Source organism: Salifodinibacter halophilus (assembly GCA_012999515.1).
Lineage (GTDB): Bacteria > Pseudomonadota > Gammaproteobacteria > Nevskiales > Salinisphaeraceae > Salifodinibacter > Salifodinibacter halophilus.
The window spans coordinates 1396472-1412537 of the sequence record JABEEB010000001.1; the positions used below are offsets into that span (position 1 = coordinate 1396472).

At 61.5% G+C, this 16066-nt stretch carries 15 protein-coding genes; 7 read left to right on the forward strand and 8 right to left on the reverse strand.

From position 1 onward, the window contains the following. The first annotated feature begins 8 nt into the window (after positions 1-8). The 3 genes from HKX41_06395 to gltX are packed head-to-tail and all read left to right on the forward strand — an operon-like array spanning position 9 to position 3635. Positions 9-1343, forward strand: coding sequence for a DEAD/DEAH box helicase (locus HKX41_06395; GenBank protein NNC23783.1), 1335 nt, complete (start codon positions 9-11; stop codon positions 1341-1343). A gap of 21 nt (positions 1344-1364) precedes the next feature. Further along, a complete protein-coding gene (gene cysQ, locus HKX41_06400) occupies positions 1365-2174 on the forward strand; it encodes a 3'(2'),5'-bisphosphate nucleotidase CysQ (protein ID NNC23784.1) in 810 nt (269 codons plus the stop codon). Positions 2175-2189: 15 nt separating this feature from the next. Further along, positions 2190-3635 (forward strand): glutamate--tRNA ligase, encoded by a 1446-nt coding sequence (gene gltX, locus HKX41_06405; GenBank protein NNC23785.1) that lies wholly within the window; start codon positions 2190-2192, stop codon positions 3633-3635. 21 nt (positions 3636-3656) lie between these two features. On the opposite strand, the gene HKX41_06410 is transcribed toward gltX, so the two are convergent. From HKX41_06410 to HKX41_06425, 4 genes are all read right to left on the reverse strand, one after another. Beyond that, positions 3657-4295: a cation/multidrug efflux pump gene (locus HKX41_06410; GenBank protein ID NNC23786.1), complete on the reverse strand. Its 639-nt coding sequence runs from the start codon at positions 4293-4295 to the stop codon at positions 3657-3659. Positions 4296-4395: 100 nt separating this feature from the next. Beyond that, complete coding sequence (locus HKX41_06415) at positions 4396-4797, reverse strand: DUF1232 domain-containing protein (protein NNC23787.1); 402 nt, start codon at positions 4795-4797, stop codon at positions 4396-4398. A gap of 73 nt (positions 4798-4870) precedes the next feature. Beyond that, entirely contained in the window at positions 4871-5689 is an 819-nt protein-coding gene (mutM, locus tag HKX41_06420) for a bifunctional DNA-formamidopyrimidine glycosylase/DNA-(apurinic or apyrimidinic site) lyase (GenBank protein NNC23788.1), read from the reverse strand. Between the two features lie 27 nt (positions 5690-5716). Continuing rightward, on the reverse strand, positions 5717-6013 hold the full coding sequence (locus tag HKX41_06425; GenBank protein NNC23789.1) for a DUF2007 domain-containing protein: 297 nt from the start codon (positions 6011-6013) through the stop codon (positions 5717-5719). Between the two features lie 271 nt (positions 6014-6284). Between HKX41_06425 and acs the strand changes: the two genes are divergently transcribed. The 4 genes from acs (at position 6285) to HKX41_06445 (ending at position 10875) form a co-directional block, all read left to right on the forward strand. Continuing rightward, positions 6285-8240, forward strand: coding sequence for an acetate--CoA ligase (gene acs, locus HKX41_06430; protein NNC23790.1), 1956 nt, complete (start codon positions 6285-6287; stop codon positions 8238-8240). A 187-nt stretch (positions 8241-8427) separates the two neighbouring features. Continuing rightward, positions 8428-9003, forward strand: coding sequence for an HNH endonuclease (locus HKX41_06435; GenBank protein NNC23791.1), 576 nt, complete (start codon positions 8428-8430; stop codon positions 9001-9003). A 52-nt stretch (positions 9004-9055) separates the two neighbouring features. Beyond that, entirely contained in the window at positions 9056-9652 is a 597-nt protein-coding gene (locus tag HKX41_06440) for a molybdenum cofactor guanylyltransferase (protein NNC23792.1), read from the forward strand. After that, positions 9649-10875 (forward strand): molybdopterin molybdotransferase MoeA, encoded by a 1227-nt coding sequence (locus HKX41_06445; GenBank protein NNC23793.1) that lies wholly within the window; start codon positions 9649-9651, stop codon positions 10873-10875. Before HKX41_06440 ends, HKX41_06445 begins: the two co-directional genes overlap by 4 nt. On the opposite strand, the gene HKX41_06450 is transcribed toward HKX41_06445, so the two are convergent. From HKX41_06450 to HKX41_06465, 4 genes are all read right to left on the reverse strand, one after another. After that, entirely contained in the window at positions 10876-11859 is a 984-nt protein-coding gene (locus tag HKX41_06450; protein NNC23794.1) for a hypothetical protein, read from the reverse strand. A gap of 16 nt (positions 11860-11875) precedes the next feature. Beyond that, a complete protein-coding gene (locus tag HKX41_06455; protein NNC23795.1) occupies positions 11876-12850 on the reverse strand; it encodes a malate dehydrogenase in 975 nt (324 codons plus the stop codon). Positions 12851-13076: 226 nt separating this feature from the next. Then, entirely contained in the window at positions 13077-14579 is a 1503-nt protein-coding gene (gene glpK / locus HKX41_06460; GenBank protein ID NNC23796.1) for a glycerol kinase GlpK, read from the reverse strand. 573 nt (positions 14580-15152) lie between these two features. Continuing rightward, positions 15153-16037 carry a hypothetical protein gene (locus tag HKX41_06465; GenBank protein ID NNC23797.1) on the reverse strand — a complete coding sequence of 295 codons (885 nt, stop codon included), beginning with the start codon at positions 16035-16037 and terminating at the stop codon, positions 15153-15155. Positions 16038-16066 lie beyond the last annotated feature (29 nt).

Genomic DNA, 16066 nt, shown 5'->3' on the forward strand with positions numbered 1-16066 from the left:
CCTAAACTATGAACGACGCCAGTCCGAACACAACAGCATCCGAAGATCCAGTCGAACGCCTGGTTACCAACCAGCGATTGGACAGCTTCGAGCTCCAACCGCAAATCGCCGCAACCCTGGAGCGACTCGGGCTGACGCATGCCACGCCGATTCAGGCGCGCACGCTACCGCGAGCGCTGGCCGGCGGCGACCTCACCGGCCAGGCACAAACCGGCACCGGCAAGACCGCTGCATTTCTGCTGGCGATTATCAATCGGTTGCTGGACGCCCCGCAGCCGGCCTCGAACGACCAGGGACCAGCCGGCGCCAGCGCGCCGCGCGCGCTTATCATCGCACCGACGCGCGAACTGGCCGAGCAAATCGACGCCGACGCACGGGCGCTGACCGCTGACACCGATCTGGCCACGACCGTCTGCTACGGCGGCACCGGTTATCACGCCCAACGCGAAGCACTGGGTGCCGGCACTGACATCCTGATCGGCACGCCGGGTCGACTCATCGACTACTACAAACAAAAAATCTATACGCTCCGACGCATCGAAACGGTCGTGCTCGACGAAGCCGACCGCATGTTCGACCTCGGTTTTATCAGCGACATCCGCTACATGCTGCGCCGGATGCCGCCGCCGATTGAACGCCAGAGCATGTTGTTCTCGGCCACACTGTCGCACCGGGTGCTAGAACTCGCCTATGAGCATATGAATGACCCGGTGTCGATCGAAGCCGACGAGGACAAAGTCGATATCGACGCCATCGACCAACGCGTCTACCACGTCTCCAAGGACGACAAGGCCGCGTTGCTGATCGGGCTGCTAAGGTCGCTGTCGCCCACCCGCACGCTCGTGTTCATCAACACCAAACGGGTTGGTGAGCGCCTTACCGACATGCTGCAAGCCAACGGTTTCAACGCCTCGATCCTGTCCGGCGACGTCGCGCAAAACAAACGCCAGCGCCTGCTCGAAAACTTCAAAAGCGGCGAACTCCAGCTACTGGTCGCGACCGATGTCGCCGCTCGCGGCTTGCATATTCCCGACGTCAGCCACGTCGTTAACTTCGACCTACCACAAAACGCAGAGGACTACGTGCACCGCATCGGCCGCACCGCGCGCGCCGGTAATTCGGGCACGGCGCTGTCGTTGGCCTGCGAAGACTACGTCTACTCGCTGCCGGACATCGAAACGTTTATCGACCAAAAGCTGACAGCAAGCGTGCCGGCCGACAGCGATTTCGCCGTCGATCTGACCACGCCCAACCCGCGTTCGAAAAAACGCGGCGGCCAGAACGGTCGCCGTCGATCGGGCCGTTCGGCCGGTCAAAAACCGGCCAAATCATCCACAAACTAAATTTGGAGATCTGGAGCTACCTTGCAACATCTGGACCGCGATTTTCTCGATCAAATCAAGGCCGTCGCCGAAGCTGCCGGCCACGCGACGCTCCCCATTTATCGCTCGGATTTCGACGTCGAGACCAAAGAGGATGATTCGCCGCTGACCCAGGCGGATCTGGCGGCCCACGCCGTCATCCGCGACGGCTTGGCGGCGATCGACGACGAAGTCGAACAGCTTTCGGAAGAAGGCGCCGACGTGCCATTTGCAACCCGCAATGATTGGGACGAATACTGGTTGATTGACCCGCTGGACGGCACGCGCGAATTCGTCAACGGCAAGGACGAATTCACGATTAACATCGCGCTGATCCAGGACAATCGGCCGAGCCTCGGTGTGGTCTACGCCCCCGCACTCGAACGTTGCTGGTTCGCCGCGGAGACTGTCGGCGCCTTCGAACAGCGCGGCGATAATCCGCCACAACCGATCCAGACCAGCGTGGCCGATCCGGCCAAACCTCGTGTGCTGGCCTCGCGCTCGCACCGCAGCGATGCTGTTGAAAACATCCTCGCGCGGATGGCGGACTACGAGACGGTCAGCATCGGATCATCGCTGAAATTCTGCTTGATCGCCTCCGGCGAAGCGGATTTCTATCCGCGCCTCGGCCCGACCAGCGAGTGGGACACCGCCGCCGGGCAAGCGGTCGTCAGCGTCGCAGGCGGCGGCGTGACCGACACCGCAGGCCACGAGATGGAATACAACCAGACCGAATCGCTATTGAACAACGCGTTCATCGCTTACGGCGATCGCAGCCATAACTGGCTGGGTTATCTCGACAGCGACGACTAGCAGGAGCTCCACGTCATGGCCACTGTTGCCCGCTTTGCCCCTAGCCCTACCGGCATGTTGCACGTCGGCGGCGCCCGGACGGCACTGTATAGCTGGCTGCACGCGCGCCAGCGAAACGGCCGGCTCGTCCTGCGCATCGAGGACACCGACCGCACGCGCTCGACCCCCGAAGCCATCGAGGCAATCTTTGATGCCTTGCACTGGCTGGGGCTCGACTACGAGCAACCGGCGGTGTTCCAAAGCGAACGCGAAACACGCCACCGTGAAGCGATCAACCAGCTGCTCGCACAGGGCGATGCCTATTACTGCTATGCCAGCGAAGAAGAAGTCGAAGCCATGCGTGAGCGAGCGCGGGCGCTCGGTAACAAACCACGCTATGACGGCACCTGGCGCCCAGCTCCCGGCAAGACACTCCCGGAGCCGCCGCCCAACGTTGCACCGGTGGTGCGCTTCGCCAATCCGCAGTCGGGCACGGTTCATTTTAGCGACAGCATCCGAGGCGAAGTCGCCATCGACAACACCGAGCTCGATGACCTGGTCATCGCGCGCGGTGACGGCACCCCCACCTACAACCTGTGTGTTGTGGTCGACGACCTCGACGCCGGCGTGACCGACATCATCCGTGGTGACGACCATGTCAACAACACACCCCGCCAGATCAACATCGCCCGCGCTCTGGCCGGTGCCGAGACTGAACTACCGAGATACGCGCACGTACCGATGATTCTCGGCGCGGATGGCGCACGCCTGTCCAAGCGCCATGGCGCCGTCGACGTGCTAACGTTCCGCCGCGACGGCATCCTGCCAGCGGCACTACTAAATTATCTGGCACGACTCGGCTGGTCCTACGGCGATCAAGAACTGTTTAGCGTCGACGAGCTCGTCGACAAATTTACCCTCGAGACGGTCCAGGCCAAGGCCGCTGTATTCGATCCGGACAAACTCGCCTGGGTCAATCAGGAACACATCAAGACGGCCGACCCGGCAGCCTTGACCGACGAACTCGCCTGGCACTTGCGCGTGTTCGGCGTCACCGACGTCGACCAGACCCGGTTGGCAGAGATCGCGGCGGTCCAGCAAAAACGCGCCCGAACCATGCAAGACATGGCCCGGGATAGCTTGTATCTGTTCCAACCGGTTGCAGCTTACGACGACAAAGCCGTGCGTAAACACATCCGGACCGGCACCGCAGCTGTGCTGGCTGATCTGCGCGAGCGGCTAATGGCACTGGCCGACTGGCACGCCGATGCGCTTGGCGCGACCGTCCAAGCTGTAGCCGGCGATCACGAGATTGGCATGGGTAAAGTCGCGCAGCCGCTACGCATCGCGCTGACCGGCACCCCCGTGTCGCCGCCGATCGACCAAACGCTGGCGCTGCTTGAGCGCGAGACCGCGCTTACCCGACTGGACGATGCAGTCGCAGCTTTCGCCGACGACAGCGACGAAACTGGCAACGCATAACGGCTGAGCGCAACACGCTGGTCATTTATTCCAACGCCGCGTCGCGGATCGCGCCGCGGCGTTGGCCGGTCGCGCGACCAGGCCACTCTGGCTAAGAACCACCGTATAGCGTGCACCAGCCGCCATCGGCATATAGGCCGAACCGCCGTATCGGGTATCCACCAAGCCAAGCCAGTTGGCAAGCCACCAGACGTCCAGCCCGGCACCACTGTTGCCGAGATCATAGGCAGTATGCTGCGCTTGTCGAGCACGTTGGAGCGACTGATAGCGCCCCGTCAGACGCGTCAGACGGTAGCGCGCATCCAGCCCAACCATATTGGCCCAACCACGCCATTTAAGCACCCGCGCATCCAGTCGCCACGAAGCCCCGGCGACCTCGAAAGTCCGCCCAGATCCGTGAGCCGGCCGAATCTGTACGCGAAACAAAGCGTCGCCGACTTTATGGCTCGCCAAAGTCGCGACGGGCTGCTCGTAGGTCAGGCGCTGATACGTATACAAATTGAATAATACGGCCACACCGAGGCCACCGAGTGTCAGCAGCACACCGCCACCGACACCGCTGCGCGAGGCACGTGCCAGACGTCGGCGTCGGGCATGCAGCCCAGCCCGCAGCAATAACAGGGCACCGCCAACGAGCAAGACGGCGACAATCAAATTCACGCCGATCATTGCTTAGCTACCGGACCAATCACGCAGTGCTGGCGGTGGTCATCCCCGGAAAACGCGAATGTGGATGGCAAGCGCCCATGGCGAGCCATGCTTAGTGGCCGTTCGAGGATCGCCCCAACCACTGGTCCATCTTGGCCGCAGCCTGCCTGCGCACATCGGCGTCGATGTAGTGCGCGATGGTCATAACAGCGAGCGTGATGGCACCGAAGTCATCGGTTAGACCAACGCCAGCGAGCCAGTCGGGCACCGTATCCATGGGCAGAATCAGATACCCCAAGGCACCATAAGCCGTAGCACGCGCCCAGGGTGGCGTTTCTGGCTTGTTGGCCGCGTAATAAAGCTGCAGTGCTTTTTCGAGCAGCTCGGTGCCAACGCGCCCGGCGATGCGACCGAGCTTGCGCCACAAACCACGGGTCGAATAATGCCCCGCGTAGTGACGAACGCTCACGGGCACCGGCAGATTGGTTTCGGACACTGAGGAGTCGTTGCTCATGGCCGCCTCCGTTTCAGCCTGCGATTTACTGTTGCCAACACTAGCACCCGCACGTTGTCGACGCGGCATTGCATCAGCGCTGACAAACCGGACAAAAGAAAGTGTTGCGCTGGGCGATGATCTCGGCACGAATGGGCCCGCAACCACGCGGGCACGGCTCACCGGAGCGGCCGTAGACGGCCAAATCGAGCTGGAAATAACCGCGACCGCCATCGGCGCCGACATAATCGCGAAGCGTCGTGCCACCGGCGCGGATCGCGGCCATCAATGTCTCGCGAATGGCGCTGGCCAGCCTGGCATAGCGCGCGCGCCCAACCCGACGCGCTGGACGTCGCGGGTGAATTCCCGCCTGATGTAACGCCTCGGATGCGTAAATGTTGCCGACCCCTACCACGATGCGGTGATCCATGATCAGGCTCTTGACTGCGGCTCGTCGGCCGCGCGCTGACTGATACAGCCAGTCACCGTCGAACACGTCGTCGAACGGTTCGGGACCGAGCGCCGACAACAGTGAAAAGGACGCGGCAGTCTCGCCCGGCAACCAGAAAATCGACCCGAAACGGCGAGCGTCGTTGAAACGGATCGCGGTGTCATTATCCAGCACCACGTCCACATGATCGTGCGCCGCTGGCGCCAAATCCGCCGGCACCACGCGCATCTGGCCCGACATGCCCAGATGCACACAGACCGTGCCGGCCGCACTGTCGAACAAAAGATATTTGCCACGACGACGCAGCGCGGTCAGTGTCTGTTCGGGCAGTTCTTCGGCCAGGGTTGGCGTCACCGGCCATCGCAATCGAGACTCACGAACGACGACGGTGTGTACAACCTGGCCGACGACGTGCGGCGCCAAACCGGCGCGGGTCGTTTCGACCTCGGGCAACTCGGGCATCCGCGAATTATCGCATGCGAGCGGCTTTCACTCGGTTCGTGGCGTATCGCAGAGCCAACACCGATCGAATTGACCGGGGATAGATTCACTGCAACCCGGGCACGTCCAGGCGTTCCCGCTGTCCACCGGCCCCTGCTCGAAAGCGTCGATCAACTCGCGTGCGCGCGGACGCTCATCGGGATCGGCAACGCTGACGCGGGGCGCCAAACTGGCCGGCAGCGCGGCGGCACCCGCCCATGTGTTGTCCTGTTCAACCCGGGCGTCGATGCCGTAGGCGCACAGCATATCCTTGACGATTTCGGCATTGACGGCGTCCCTGGCCACATATACCTCGTTTTCAGCCATCAACGACCCCGATGGCCGGCCGCGATAAGCGACCGGGCGCTTTTACTAAGCTCACGACAAACATAACAGCGGCGGCGATCCACGAGCTACTATCGCTTTGGTGTATTCGCCTCAATCGACTACTACAAGACCAGCCGGCGGCAGCTACACAAACTGAGGCGCCAAAGGCGATACGACTTTAGTCGGTTGCGGCGGTCACCAACCGCAGAATATGCTCCATTTCAGTGGCTCAGCCAAGCGAGGCAACACGATGACGGATTCGCCGATTGATTCGGTACTCGAAGAGTCCCGTACTTTTCCACCACCGCAACATTTCGTCGACAGCGCCAATCAAACGCCAGCGGACATCAACCAACTTTATGACACCGCAGCGAGTGATCATACTGGCTTCTGGGCCACCCAGGCGCGACACCATCTCGATTGGCATCAGCCATTTTCGAGCGTCTTGAACGCTTCCGATGCGCCCTTTTTCCGCTGGTTCGAAGACGGCGAACTAAACGCCGCTTACAACTGCCTCGACCGACACTTGCCGGAGCGCGCCGACCAAACGGCGATCATCTTCGAAGGCGACGACGGCCAGGTCGAAAACATTACTTTTCAGGACCTGTTCGCACGGACTTGTCGTTTTGCCAACACGCTGAAAGCGAGCAACATCGGCAAAGGTGACCGCGTCATTATCTACCTGCCGAATATCCCCCAAGCCGTGGTCGCCATGCTGGCGTGTGCACGTATCGGCGCGATTCATTCGGTTGTCTTTGGTGGTTTTTCCGCACCCGCCATTCGAGATCGGATCAATGATGCCGAGGCCCGGGCGGTCATCACCGCCGACGGCAATTATCGCGGCGGCAAACTGATCCAACTGAAAAAAACCGTCGACGAAGCCCTCGCGGAGGGTTGCGACTCGGTCGAAACAGTATTTGTCTATCGGCGCGCGGGTATCGACATCGACTTGAACTCGGCACGCGACGTGGACTGGGACAAAGCCGTAGCGGAACAATCAACCCAATGCCCGCCCGTCGCCGTCGACTCGGAGCACCCGCTATTCATCCTCTACACGTCCGGCTCAACCGGGCGACCGAAAGGCATCTACCACTCGACCGGTGGGTATCTTTTGGGCACGATCTGCACCTGTCGCTGGACGTTTGATCTCGGCGAACGCGACATTTTTTGGTGTACAGCCGATGTTGGCTGGGTTACGGGCCACAGCTACATCGCTTACGGCCCCACGGCTTGCGGCGTCACGCAGGTGATGTTCGAGGGCGTGCCCACTTATCCCGAGCCAGACCGGCTTTGGGCGATGGTCGAGCGACACGGCGTCAGCGTGTTCTACACGGCGCCCACTGGCATCCGTGCGTTGATGCGCCAGGGCGATGAATATCCCGAGCGTCACGACCTGACCAGTCTGCGCCTGCTCGGCACGGTCGGCGAGCCGATCAATCCAGAAGCCTGGATGTGGTATTACCGCGTGATCGGCGGCGAGCGCTGCCCAATCGTCGACACTTGGTGGCAAACCGAAACCGGCGCACACATGATTACCGCGCTGCCGTCATACACCACGACGCGACCCGGTTCGGTCTCGAAACCACTGCCGGGTATTTCGGCAGACATACTTGATGAATCGGGTGAGCGCGTCGAAACCGCCAATGCCGGTGGCTATCTGGTCATACGACAGCCCTGGCCCTCCATGCTGCGTGGTATCTGGGGCGATCCCGAACGCTATCGCGAAACCTATTTCGGCCTGTTCGACAGCTTTACCTACGTCGCCGGCGACTCGGCACAACGCGACGCCGATGGCAACTTCCGGATACTCGGCCGCACCGACGACGTGGTCAACGTCTCCGGTCACCGGCTCGGGACCATGGAGGTCGAATCGGCGCTCGTAGCGCATAAATCGGTTTCGGAGGCCGCAGTCGTCGGGCGCCCGCACGACGTCAAGGGCGAAGCAATCGTCGCCTTTGTCATACTACAGGCCAACGCCAGTGCCGATAATTTGGCCGACGAATTGCGAGAGTGGGTCAGCAAGCAACTCGGCGCAATCGCCAAACCCGAGGAAATCCGATTCACAGACGGACTTCCCAAGACGCGTTCGGGCAAAATCATGCGCCGTCTCGTGCGCAGCGTGGCCCGGGGGGACGAAATCACGCAGGACACCTCGACGCTGGAAAATCCCCAGATCGTCAAACAACTACAAGCCGAAGGGCATTGAGCCACACGCCGGCTCAAGACACCACCGGCCAACACGGGCAACCGTGGCCGAGGTGTCTTCGAGCCGGCGCCATGCAATGGCTTGACGATCCCGATGCGGGGGCGGCCTGCGGTCGATAAAAGTTGCGCCAGTCGCGCGTACACGGTACAAACGAGGTATACGTGGACGAGTGAGGACGCCGGGCGTGATTAATCAAGGCGCGATTCCGCGGATATTGAAACTCGATGTGGGCGGGCTGCCAGTCGCATGGATCGACTGGCGGGAAGCCGTCGGCCTCCATTTCACCGACAAGGTCGCGTGGGGAGCCGGCAGTGCCAAAATTCGGCTACGCGGTGGCCGCTCCCGCGAGACCGGCCGCCGCAGCAGCATCGACATCGACTCGATCATCGCGGTCGAGGACCGGTCGCACCGCTACAGTCAAAATCTAGTGCCAACGCTCACACGGCGCGAGCTCTATCACCGAGATGGCGGCCTATGCCTCTACTGCGGTGACCATCTGACCTATGCCCGCATGCAGATCGAGCACGTCGTGCCCAAATCCTGCAACGGCGCCCACGAATGGACCAACGTCGTGTCGGCGTGCGGGCCATGCAACCGCCGGAAAGACAACCGAACACCGGAACAAGCCGGTATGAAACTGATGGCCCTGCCCTACGAGCCCAACCTGGCTGAATGGCTGATCCTGTCCAACCGGCGGATACTCGCTGACCAACAAGCGTTTCTGGAACGGCTTGCACCCCGGCGAGGCCGCGGCCTGTCATAAATCGATCGCCGCGGCATCCCCACGCGGACGTGACATCGAATCCAAAATTACGTTGAACAGTGCACACTCGCATCCCCCCACCGCCGGCATTGTCGCCGGCGGCACCGGCCAGCGGTTCGGCGGCGCCGACAAAGGTTGGGTACGCGTTGCCGGCCGACCACTCATCGAACACACCGTCAATCGAGTCGCCGGCCAGTGCGACCCGATTCTGATCAATGCCAACCGCAACCTCGACGCCTACCGGGCACTGGGCTTTGGCGTTTTCCCAGATAGCGACATCAACAATGGCCCGCTGGCCGGTATCGAAACGTTATTCCACGCGAGCCTTGCCGACCTTTTACTGATCGTCCCCATCGACACGCCGCTATTACCAACTGATCTGGCCAACCGTTTGTTTGACGCACTGACGGCGTCCGCGGACCTGGCCATCGTGCGGACACCAGCTGGGCCACAGCGTATGCATGCGCTTTGCCGCCGTCGCTGTCTCGAGCGTCTTGTCGCCGCGCGCGCGGCCGGCATCACCAGCGTAGGCGAGTGGCAGGCCGATCTACACTGTGCCGAGGCCGTTTTCGAATACGACACCCCTTTCCTCAACGTAAACACACCCGCCGACGTGGCAAACGTTGAAAAGCAATTGGAGCCCACATGAGCCCTCCCGCCGATATGCTGACGTTTGATGAAGCCCGACAGCGCATTCTGGCTGCCACCAAACCGGTGGCTAACGTCGAGACAATTAGCCTCGACGCGGCACTGGGCCGTATTCTGGCAACCGATATCGTGGCACCGATAGACGTGCCGGGCGCCGCGAACTCGGCCATGGACGGCTTTGCCATGGCCGCCGATACGGTATCGGCCGATACCGGCGCAACACTGGTGGGCACCGCCCACGCCGGTCATCCATTTACTGACAACGTCGGCGCGGGCGAATGCGTACGGATCATGACTGGCGCGTGGCTGCCCACTGGCACCGATGCCGTTGTCATGCAGGAACAGGCCCAGATCAATGGCCAACACGTAGCGCTCGATGCCGCACCGGCACCCGGCGCCCATGTGCGCCCGGCGGGCGACGACATCTGCCGCGGCCAGCGTGTATTAGCCGCTGGCTCATATCTGCGGGCGACGGATATCGGCGTGTTAGCGACCCTCGGGCAGATGTCAGTGCCAGTCTTTCGACGGCCCTGCATCGCTTATTTTTCGAGCGGTGACGAGCTACAGCCGCCGGAGCGCGAACTTGGGCCGGGCCAACTGTACGACAGCAATCGCCCCATGCTGGCAGCCCTGTTGGCCGAACTCGGATTCGACACACTTGACCTTGGCCGGGTGCCCGACGATCCGCAAGCACTTGAAGCAGCCCTCGAACGTGGCGAATCAGCCGACGCGATCGTCAGCACCGGCGGCGTATCCGTCGGCGATGCTGACTTCGTGCGCGAAACACTGGCGGCCAAGGGCAACGTCGATTTCTGGCGGGTCGCGATCAAACCCGGCAAGCCGCTGGCGTTCGGGCATCTCGGCGGCACCGGTTTCTTCGGCCTACCGGGCAATCCAGTCTCGGCGGCCGTGACGTTCACACAGCTTGTGCGACCAGCGCTGGCGCGCTTAGCCGGTGGTCAGCCCGCCGCTGCCCAACGCCATCAACGCCAACTCGCCGAGACCATCGAACGCAAACCAGGCCGAACCGAGTTCATGCGTGGCCAACAGTTGACGAGCGACGCTGGCCAGGCCTATGTGCGCGCCCTGGGACACCAGGGCTCGGGCGTATTGAGCTCGATGGGTATAGCCGACTGTTTCATTGTCCTGCCCGCCGACAGCGAAGGCGCCGCAGCCGGCTCAGCGGTCAACGTCGAGCCTTTTGCACAACGGCTCTGGGCTTGATCAGCCAGCCGCCGTCAGTCGCCTATCGATCCACGCGCTCAGGTCAGCCAGCACATCATCACCGGCCGACTCGAACAACAGATCGTGTCCAGCGCCGTCATAACAGTAATGCGAGACGTCGCGATAGCCATCGTTGGTGAGCTGCCGTGCCAAACGACGCGGCTCTCGGCCTTGCTGGCCAACCGGATCCCGACGACCAGCTAGAATGAGCACCGGCAACTCAGGCGGGACGCGCAGCCGCCGCGAGCGTCGACCGGCCTCGGCGGCACCAGCCAGCACCCCCGCCAGCGTCTGAAGCCGCAATACGCCGCCACACAATGGATCCGCCGCGTAGGCGGCTGCTGGCTCGACGGCACACATGCGCCACATCGTTGGCGACCCCGATGCGTCCCTGGCCACGCCTCGCTTATGTCCAGCCCGCCGTTGATAGACACGCGCGGGCCAACGATCGAGCCATGTTGCCGACGCTGTCGGTCCACGGCACCCATATCCAAGCCGACTCAACCACCGCATCAACGTGCGCCTGGGCCGGCCGACGCCGCCAGGGCCGATCAGTACAGCCCCCGCATATTGACGCCCCTGCGCCTGAACCGCGCTTTGGACCAAATCAGTGCCGGCATCCCCAAGTCCGACCAGAAACACCGGCTTAACGCCGAGTTCAGCCAACGCATATCGACGCACGCGCCCAATATCGGCGATCAGGGTTCGCCAAACCGGACGCGGCTCGACCATACCGTGGTCGACCGCGTGCGTGGTTTCGCCGTGGCCTCGAAGATCGCAAGCGACAACATCCACGCCCGAGTCGGCGAGGTGCTTCGCCCAACGATTGTGGCGTCCCGTGTGGTCACGCAGATCGTGAACCACAATGACGATCGCCCGCGGCTGCTCACCAGCCCAGTGGCGTACGGCCAGCGGCCAACCGTCATCGGCCACGATGGTCCGCGGCTCAGGCACGGCCGCACCGGCATGCGATGCCACGGGCATCGTCTCTGGGGTCGGCTCAGCCAAGCAGGTGCGCCACGGCCTCCCGCTCACTGCGGAGTTCGTTTTCGGTTTCGGCGATCTTGGCGCGCGCGAATTCGTCGGATTCGAAACCCTGGACGATTTCGTATTCACCGTCGCGACAGATCACCGGATACGAGAACATGATTCCAGGCTCGATACCGTAGCTCCCATCGGCCGGGATAGCCATGCTGACGATCGTCTCGGTGCCCTGGACCCAGTCACGAACCTGGTCGATGGCCGCCGAGGCCGCCGAAGCCGCACTGGACGCGCCACGGGCATCGATAATCGCCGCACCACGTTTCTGAACCGTCGGAATGAACGACTGCGCGTACCAATCATGGTCGACGCAGTCGAATGCCGGCTTACCGGCCACACGTGCGTGGCTGATGTCGGGAAACTGGGTCGCGCTATGATTGCCCCAGACGAACAGGTTGTCGATATCGGTGACGTAGCTGTCCGTCTTCAGTGCCAACTGACCGAGCGCACGATTGTGGTCGAGGCGCATCATGGCGCTAAAGCGGGTTGCGTCCATATCCGGCGCGTTCGCTTTGGCGATAAGCGCGTTGGTGTTGGCGGGATTGCCAACGACCAGAACGCGCGCATCCGCGGCGGCCACATCGTTGATCGCTTTGCCCTGAACCGAAAAGATCTCGGCATTGGCCTTGAGCAGATCGGCGCGCTCCATGCCTTGCCCGCGCGGTTTGGCACCGACAAGCAGACAAATATCGGCGTCCGCAAACGCTTCTTCCGCTTTATCGGTGCCAAACAGACCGTGAACCAGCGGGAACGCGCAGTCGGTGACTTCCATCATCACGCCGTTCAGGGCATCAAGCGCCGGTGGGATCTCCAATAACTGGAGGATTACCGGCTGATCCGGGCCCAGCATATCGCCGGCCGCTATACGAAAGATCAGCGAATAACTGATCTGACCGGCACCGCCGGTAATGGCCACACGAACGGGTTGTTTCATGGTCGACTCCATATCGGGTAGAACGAGCGCACGTATCTCACTAACTTAAGATCCCGCAGGATAGCGCAGGCAGCCACGCTAAGCATCCGGTATGCGATATAGCGGGCGTCGTTTACGACGATCGCAACGATTCCGACTGGTTCCGAAGCTTTGCGCACGCCACGCGACACCCGGCCAGTGCGACCGATAGCCAATCATCGATCGCCCCGACCAGCGCAGGCCAGGGTTAGTCGTCGATACGAAACGCCATCGTGGCCTGGATAGCTTTCTGCCAGCCTTTGTAGCGCTTCTCGCGCTCTTTTTCACTGATGTTCGGCTCGAACGTCTTGTCGACCTTCCAAATCTTGGCGATTTCTTCTTTCGACGTCCAGAAACCGACCGCGAGACCAGCGAGATAGGCCGCACCCTGGGCCGTCGTTTCATTAACGCCGGGTCGCAATAGGTCCACACCAAGCATATCCGCCTGGAATTGAGCGAGGAAATTATTGTTGATAGCGCCGCCGTCGGCGCGCAATTCCTTCAACGACTGCCCGGCGTCGGCCTGCATGGCGTCAAGCACATCACACGTCTGGTAGGCCATCGATTCAACCGCCGCACGGATGAAGTGTTCTTTTTCGGTTCCGCGCGTCAACCCGAATACGGCGCCGCGACAGTGGCTTTCCCAATACGGAGCGCCCAATCCGACAAACGCCGGCACAAAATACACACCGTCGTTGCTGCCCGCGCGCTCAGCGTATTCCTCAGTATCACCCGAGCGACCCAGCATGCGCATGCTGTCTCTGAGCCACTGTACGACCGATCCGGCCACGAAAATCGACCCTTCGAGCGCGTATTCGACCTGGCCATCGATACTCCAGGCAATCGTGGTCAGTAGGCCATTCTCGGAAAGCTGCGGTGTCGTGCCGGTATTCATCAGCGTAAAACAGCCGGTTCCATAGGTATTCTTGGCCATACCAGGATCGAAACAGGCCTGACCGAACAGCGCCGACTGCTGATCGCCGGCGATACCGCAGATCGGAATTTGTCGGCCGAACATATAACGCGCATTAATGTGGCCATAAACCTCGCTGGAAGATTTGACTGCCGGCAACATCGACGCAGGCACGTCGAATAGATCCATCAAATCCTGGTCCCACTGGCAGTTGTAGATATCGTAGAGCAACGTGCGCGACGCGTTGGTGACGTCGGTTACATGTGCTTCACCGCCGGTCAGATTCCAGATGACCCATGTATCCATGGTTCCGAATAAAAGTTCACCGTTGTGTGCGCGTTCGCGCACACCCTCGACGTTATCGAACAACCATTTGATCTTGGTGGCCGAAAAATAGGCGTCGAGTAAAAGCCCCGTCTTATCGTGGATCAGCTTCTCGGTGGCATCGTCACGCATCTCGTCGCAGATCGCGGCCGAATGCCGGGACTGCCAGACGATAGCGTCATAAACCGGCTCGCCGGTATTTTTGTCCCAGACGACAGTCGTCTCGCGCTGGTTGGTGATACCGATCCCGGCGATTTCCGACACGGGCACGCCGGTGTCGTTGAGCAACTCGGTCACCGTGGTCATCACCGTCGTGATAATGCTGCGCGGTTTATGCTCAACCCAACCCGGCTTCGGAAAGATCTGCTCGAACTCACGCTGGGCGATACCGGCGATTTCCCCATCGTGGTTGAACAGGATGGATCGCGAGCTGGTCGTTCCTTGATCGATGGCCAGCATGTACTTCTTGGTCAATTCGTTTTACTCCTCTGACAATGCCGGACTAAACCCGGTCTTGGCGTTGGACACGCACTCGTGGCTAGGTAGGAAAATCGGAGCAGCCATCGATAGACGACGGCGCCAAGCACGCCACCGACAAGCGAATTCGCCAGCACCGGCTATCCAGGTGTTATGTCGACCGGGCCCAACCATCGACCGCCAGGCGACACACCAGGAGCCAAAATCGCGGGCGGGATGCGACGCGCCGATCAACAGCGCCCCCGAGCGCGCGGCGCTATGTCGTTGTATGGCCGAGTGATCGCAAAAATATCGAAGCCCAGCCCGGCTACCCAAATGAACGAGGTAACAAAACCAAATAAGGTCGAGGCGGCTGCGCTTGGGCGGGGGGGCAAATGCCGCCTCGGCGTGCATCGAAGTCTTACTGCCACCGCCGCGTTCCGCGTCGCCGGCGGCTTCCGAGATGCGCGCATCGATCAGTCGATGCATTGAAAAACGTTTTGTTTCATCCGATGAGCCGACTCTTTTAACAGATACTTGCCCTGTGCGTCGCGCGACAAACGATGTGCTGGTATCGACGCGCTACGCCGGTCAGAAACCACGCCGTACACTCGCTGGCGACTGAATCTCGGCGAGAGCCTTGTCCTTGGCCCGCCAACGCGCCTCAAGAAACGCACGGATTGCATCAACGGCATCGGGATCAGAGGTTGCATCCGCGGTCAAAAACTCGGGCGGCACTTCCAGCCGCTGCAACCGTAATACCACGGTACTGATGCGACCCGTTAAAACGGCCCACAGGGTTGGCGCGGGCGCATCCACGTAACCGATGCTGAGATCGAGTATACCGTCCAACGACGCCCCGAAGCCGCGAACAGCATATCGCAGTCCGCCCGTACGTGGCGGCAGTAACGTTTTATACGGCGAGTCGACCGCACGGCGCTTCGCGGCCGTGGAACGCGTACCTTCGGGGTAGTTGACGAAGGTAATTGAGTGGTCACGGAAACCGCGGCAGGCGTGCTCGATCGATTCGGCATCACGTCCGCGCAGGGCTGGATTGCGGCGCACCGCCTCGCGGCTGTGGCGATCCACAAAGATATAGTCCAACGCCCAGAATGCCAGCCCGATGACCGGCAGGCGCCGCAGCGATCGCTTCAGACAAAACCGCGGGAACGGAAAGCGGCCATCGAGTGCATAAACCAGAAACAGTGGATCGGCTGCGCATTGATGATTGCCGATCAGCACAAAACGACCGTTTAAGCTGTCACCGGCCTCATGCTGGAGCGATACGCGGACGCCACTGATCGCTATCACAACGGCGTTGCAGGCACGCGCCCAATACCGGGCAACGGCGATCGCAGCCCGACCCGCGCGTTCGCGAGCTCGCTCGCTGCGCGCCACGCGTTTGGCAAGGGCGACCGGCACCAACGGTATGACACCCGCCAATGTGATGAGCACGATACCAACAATCGAGGCCATAGCACGTGCCACTCGCAGCAGGCGAATCA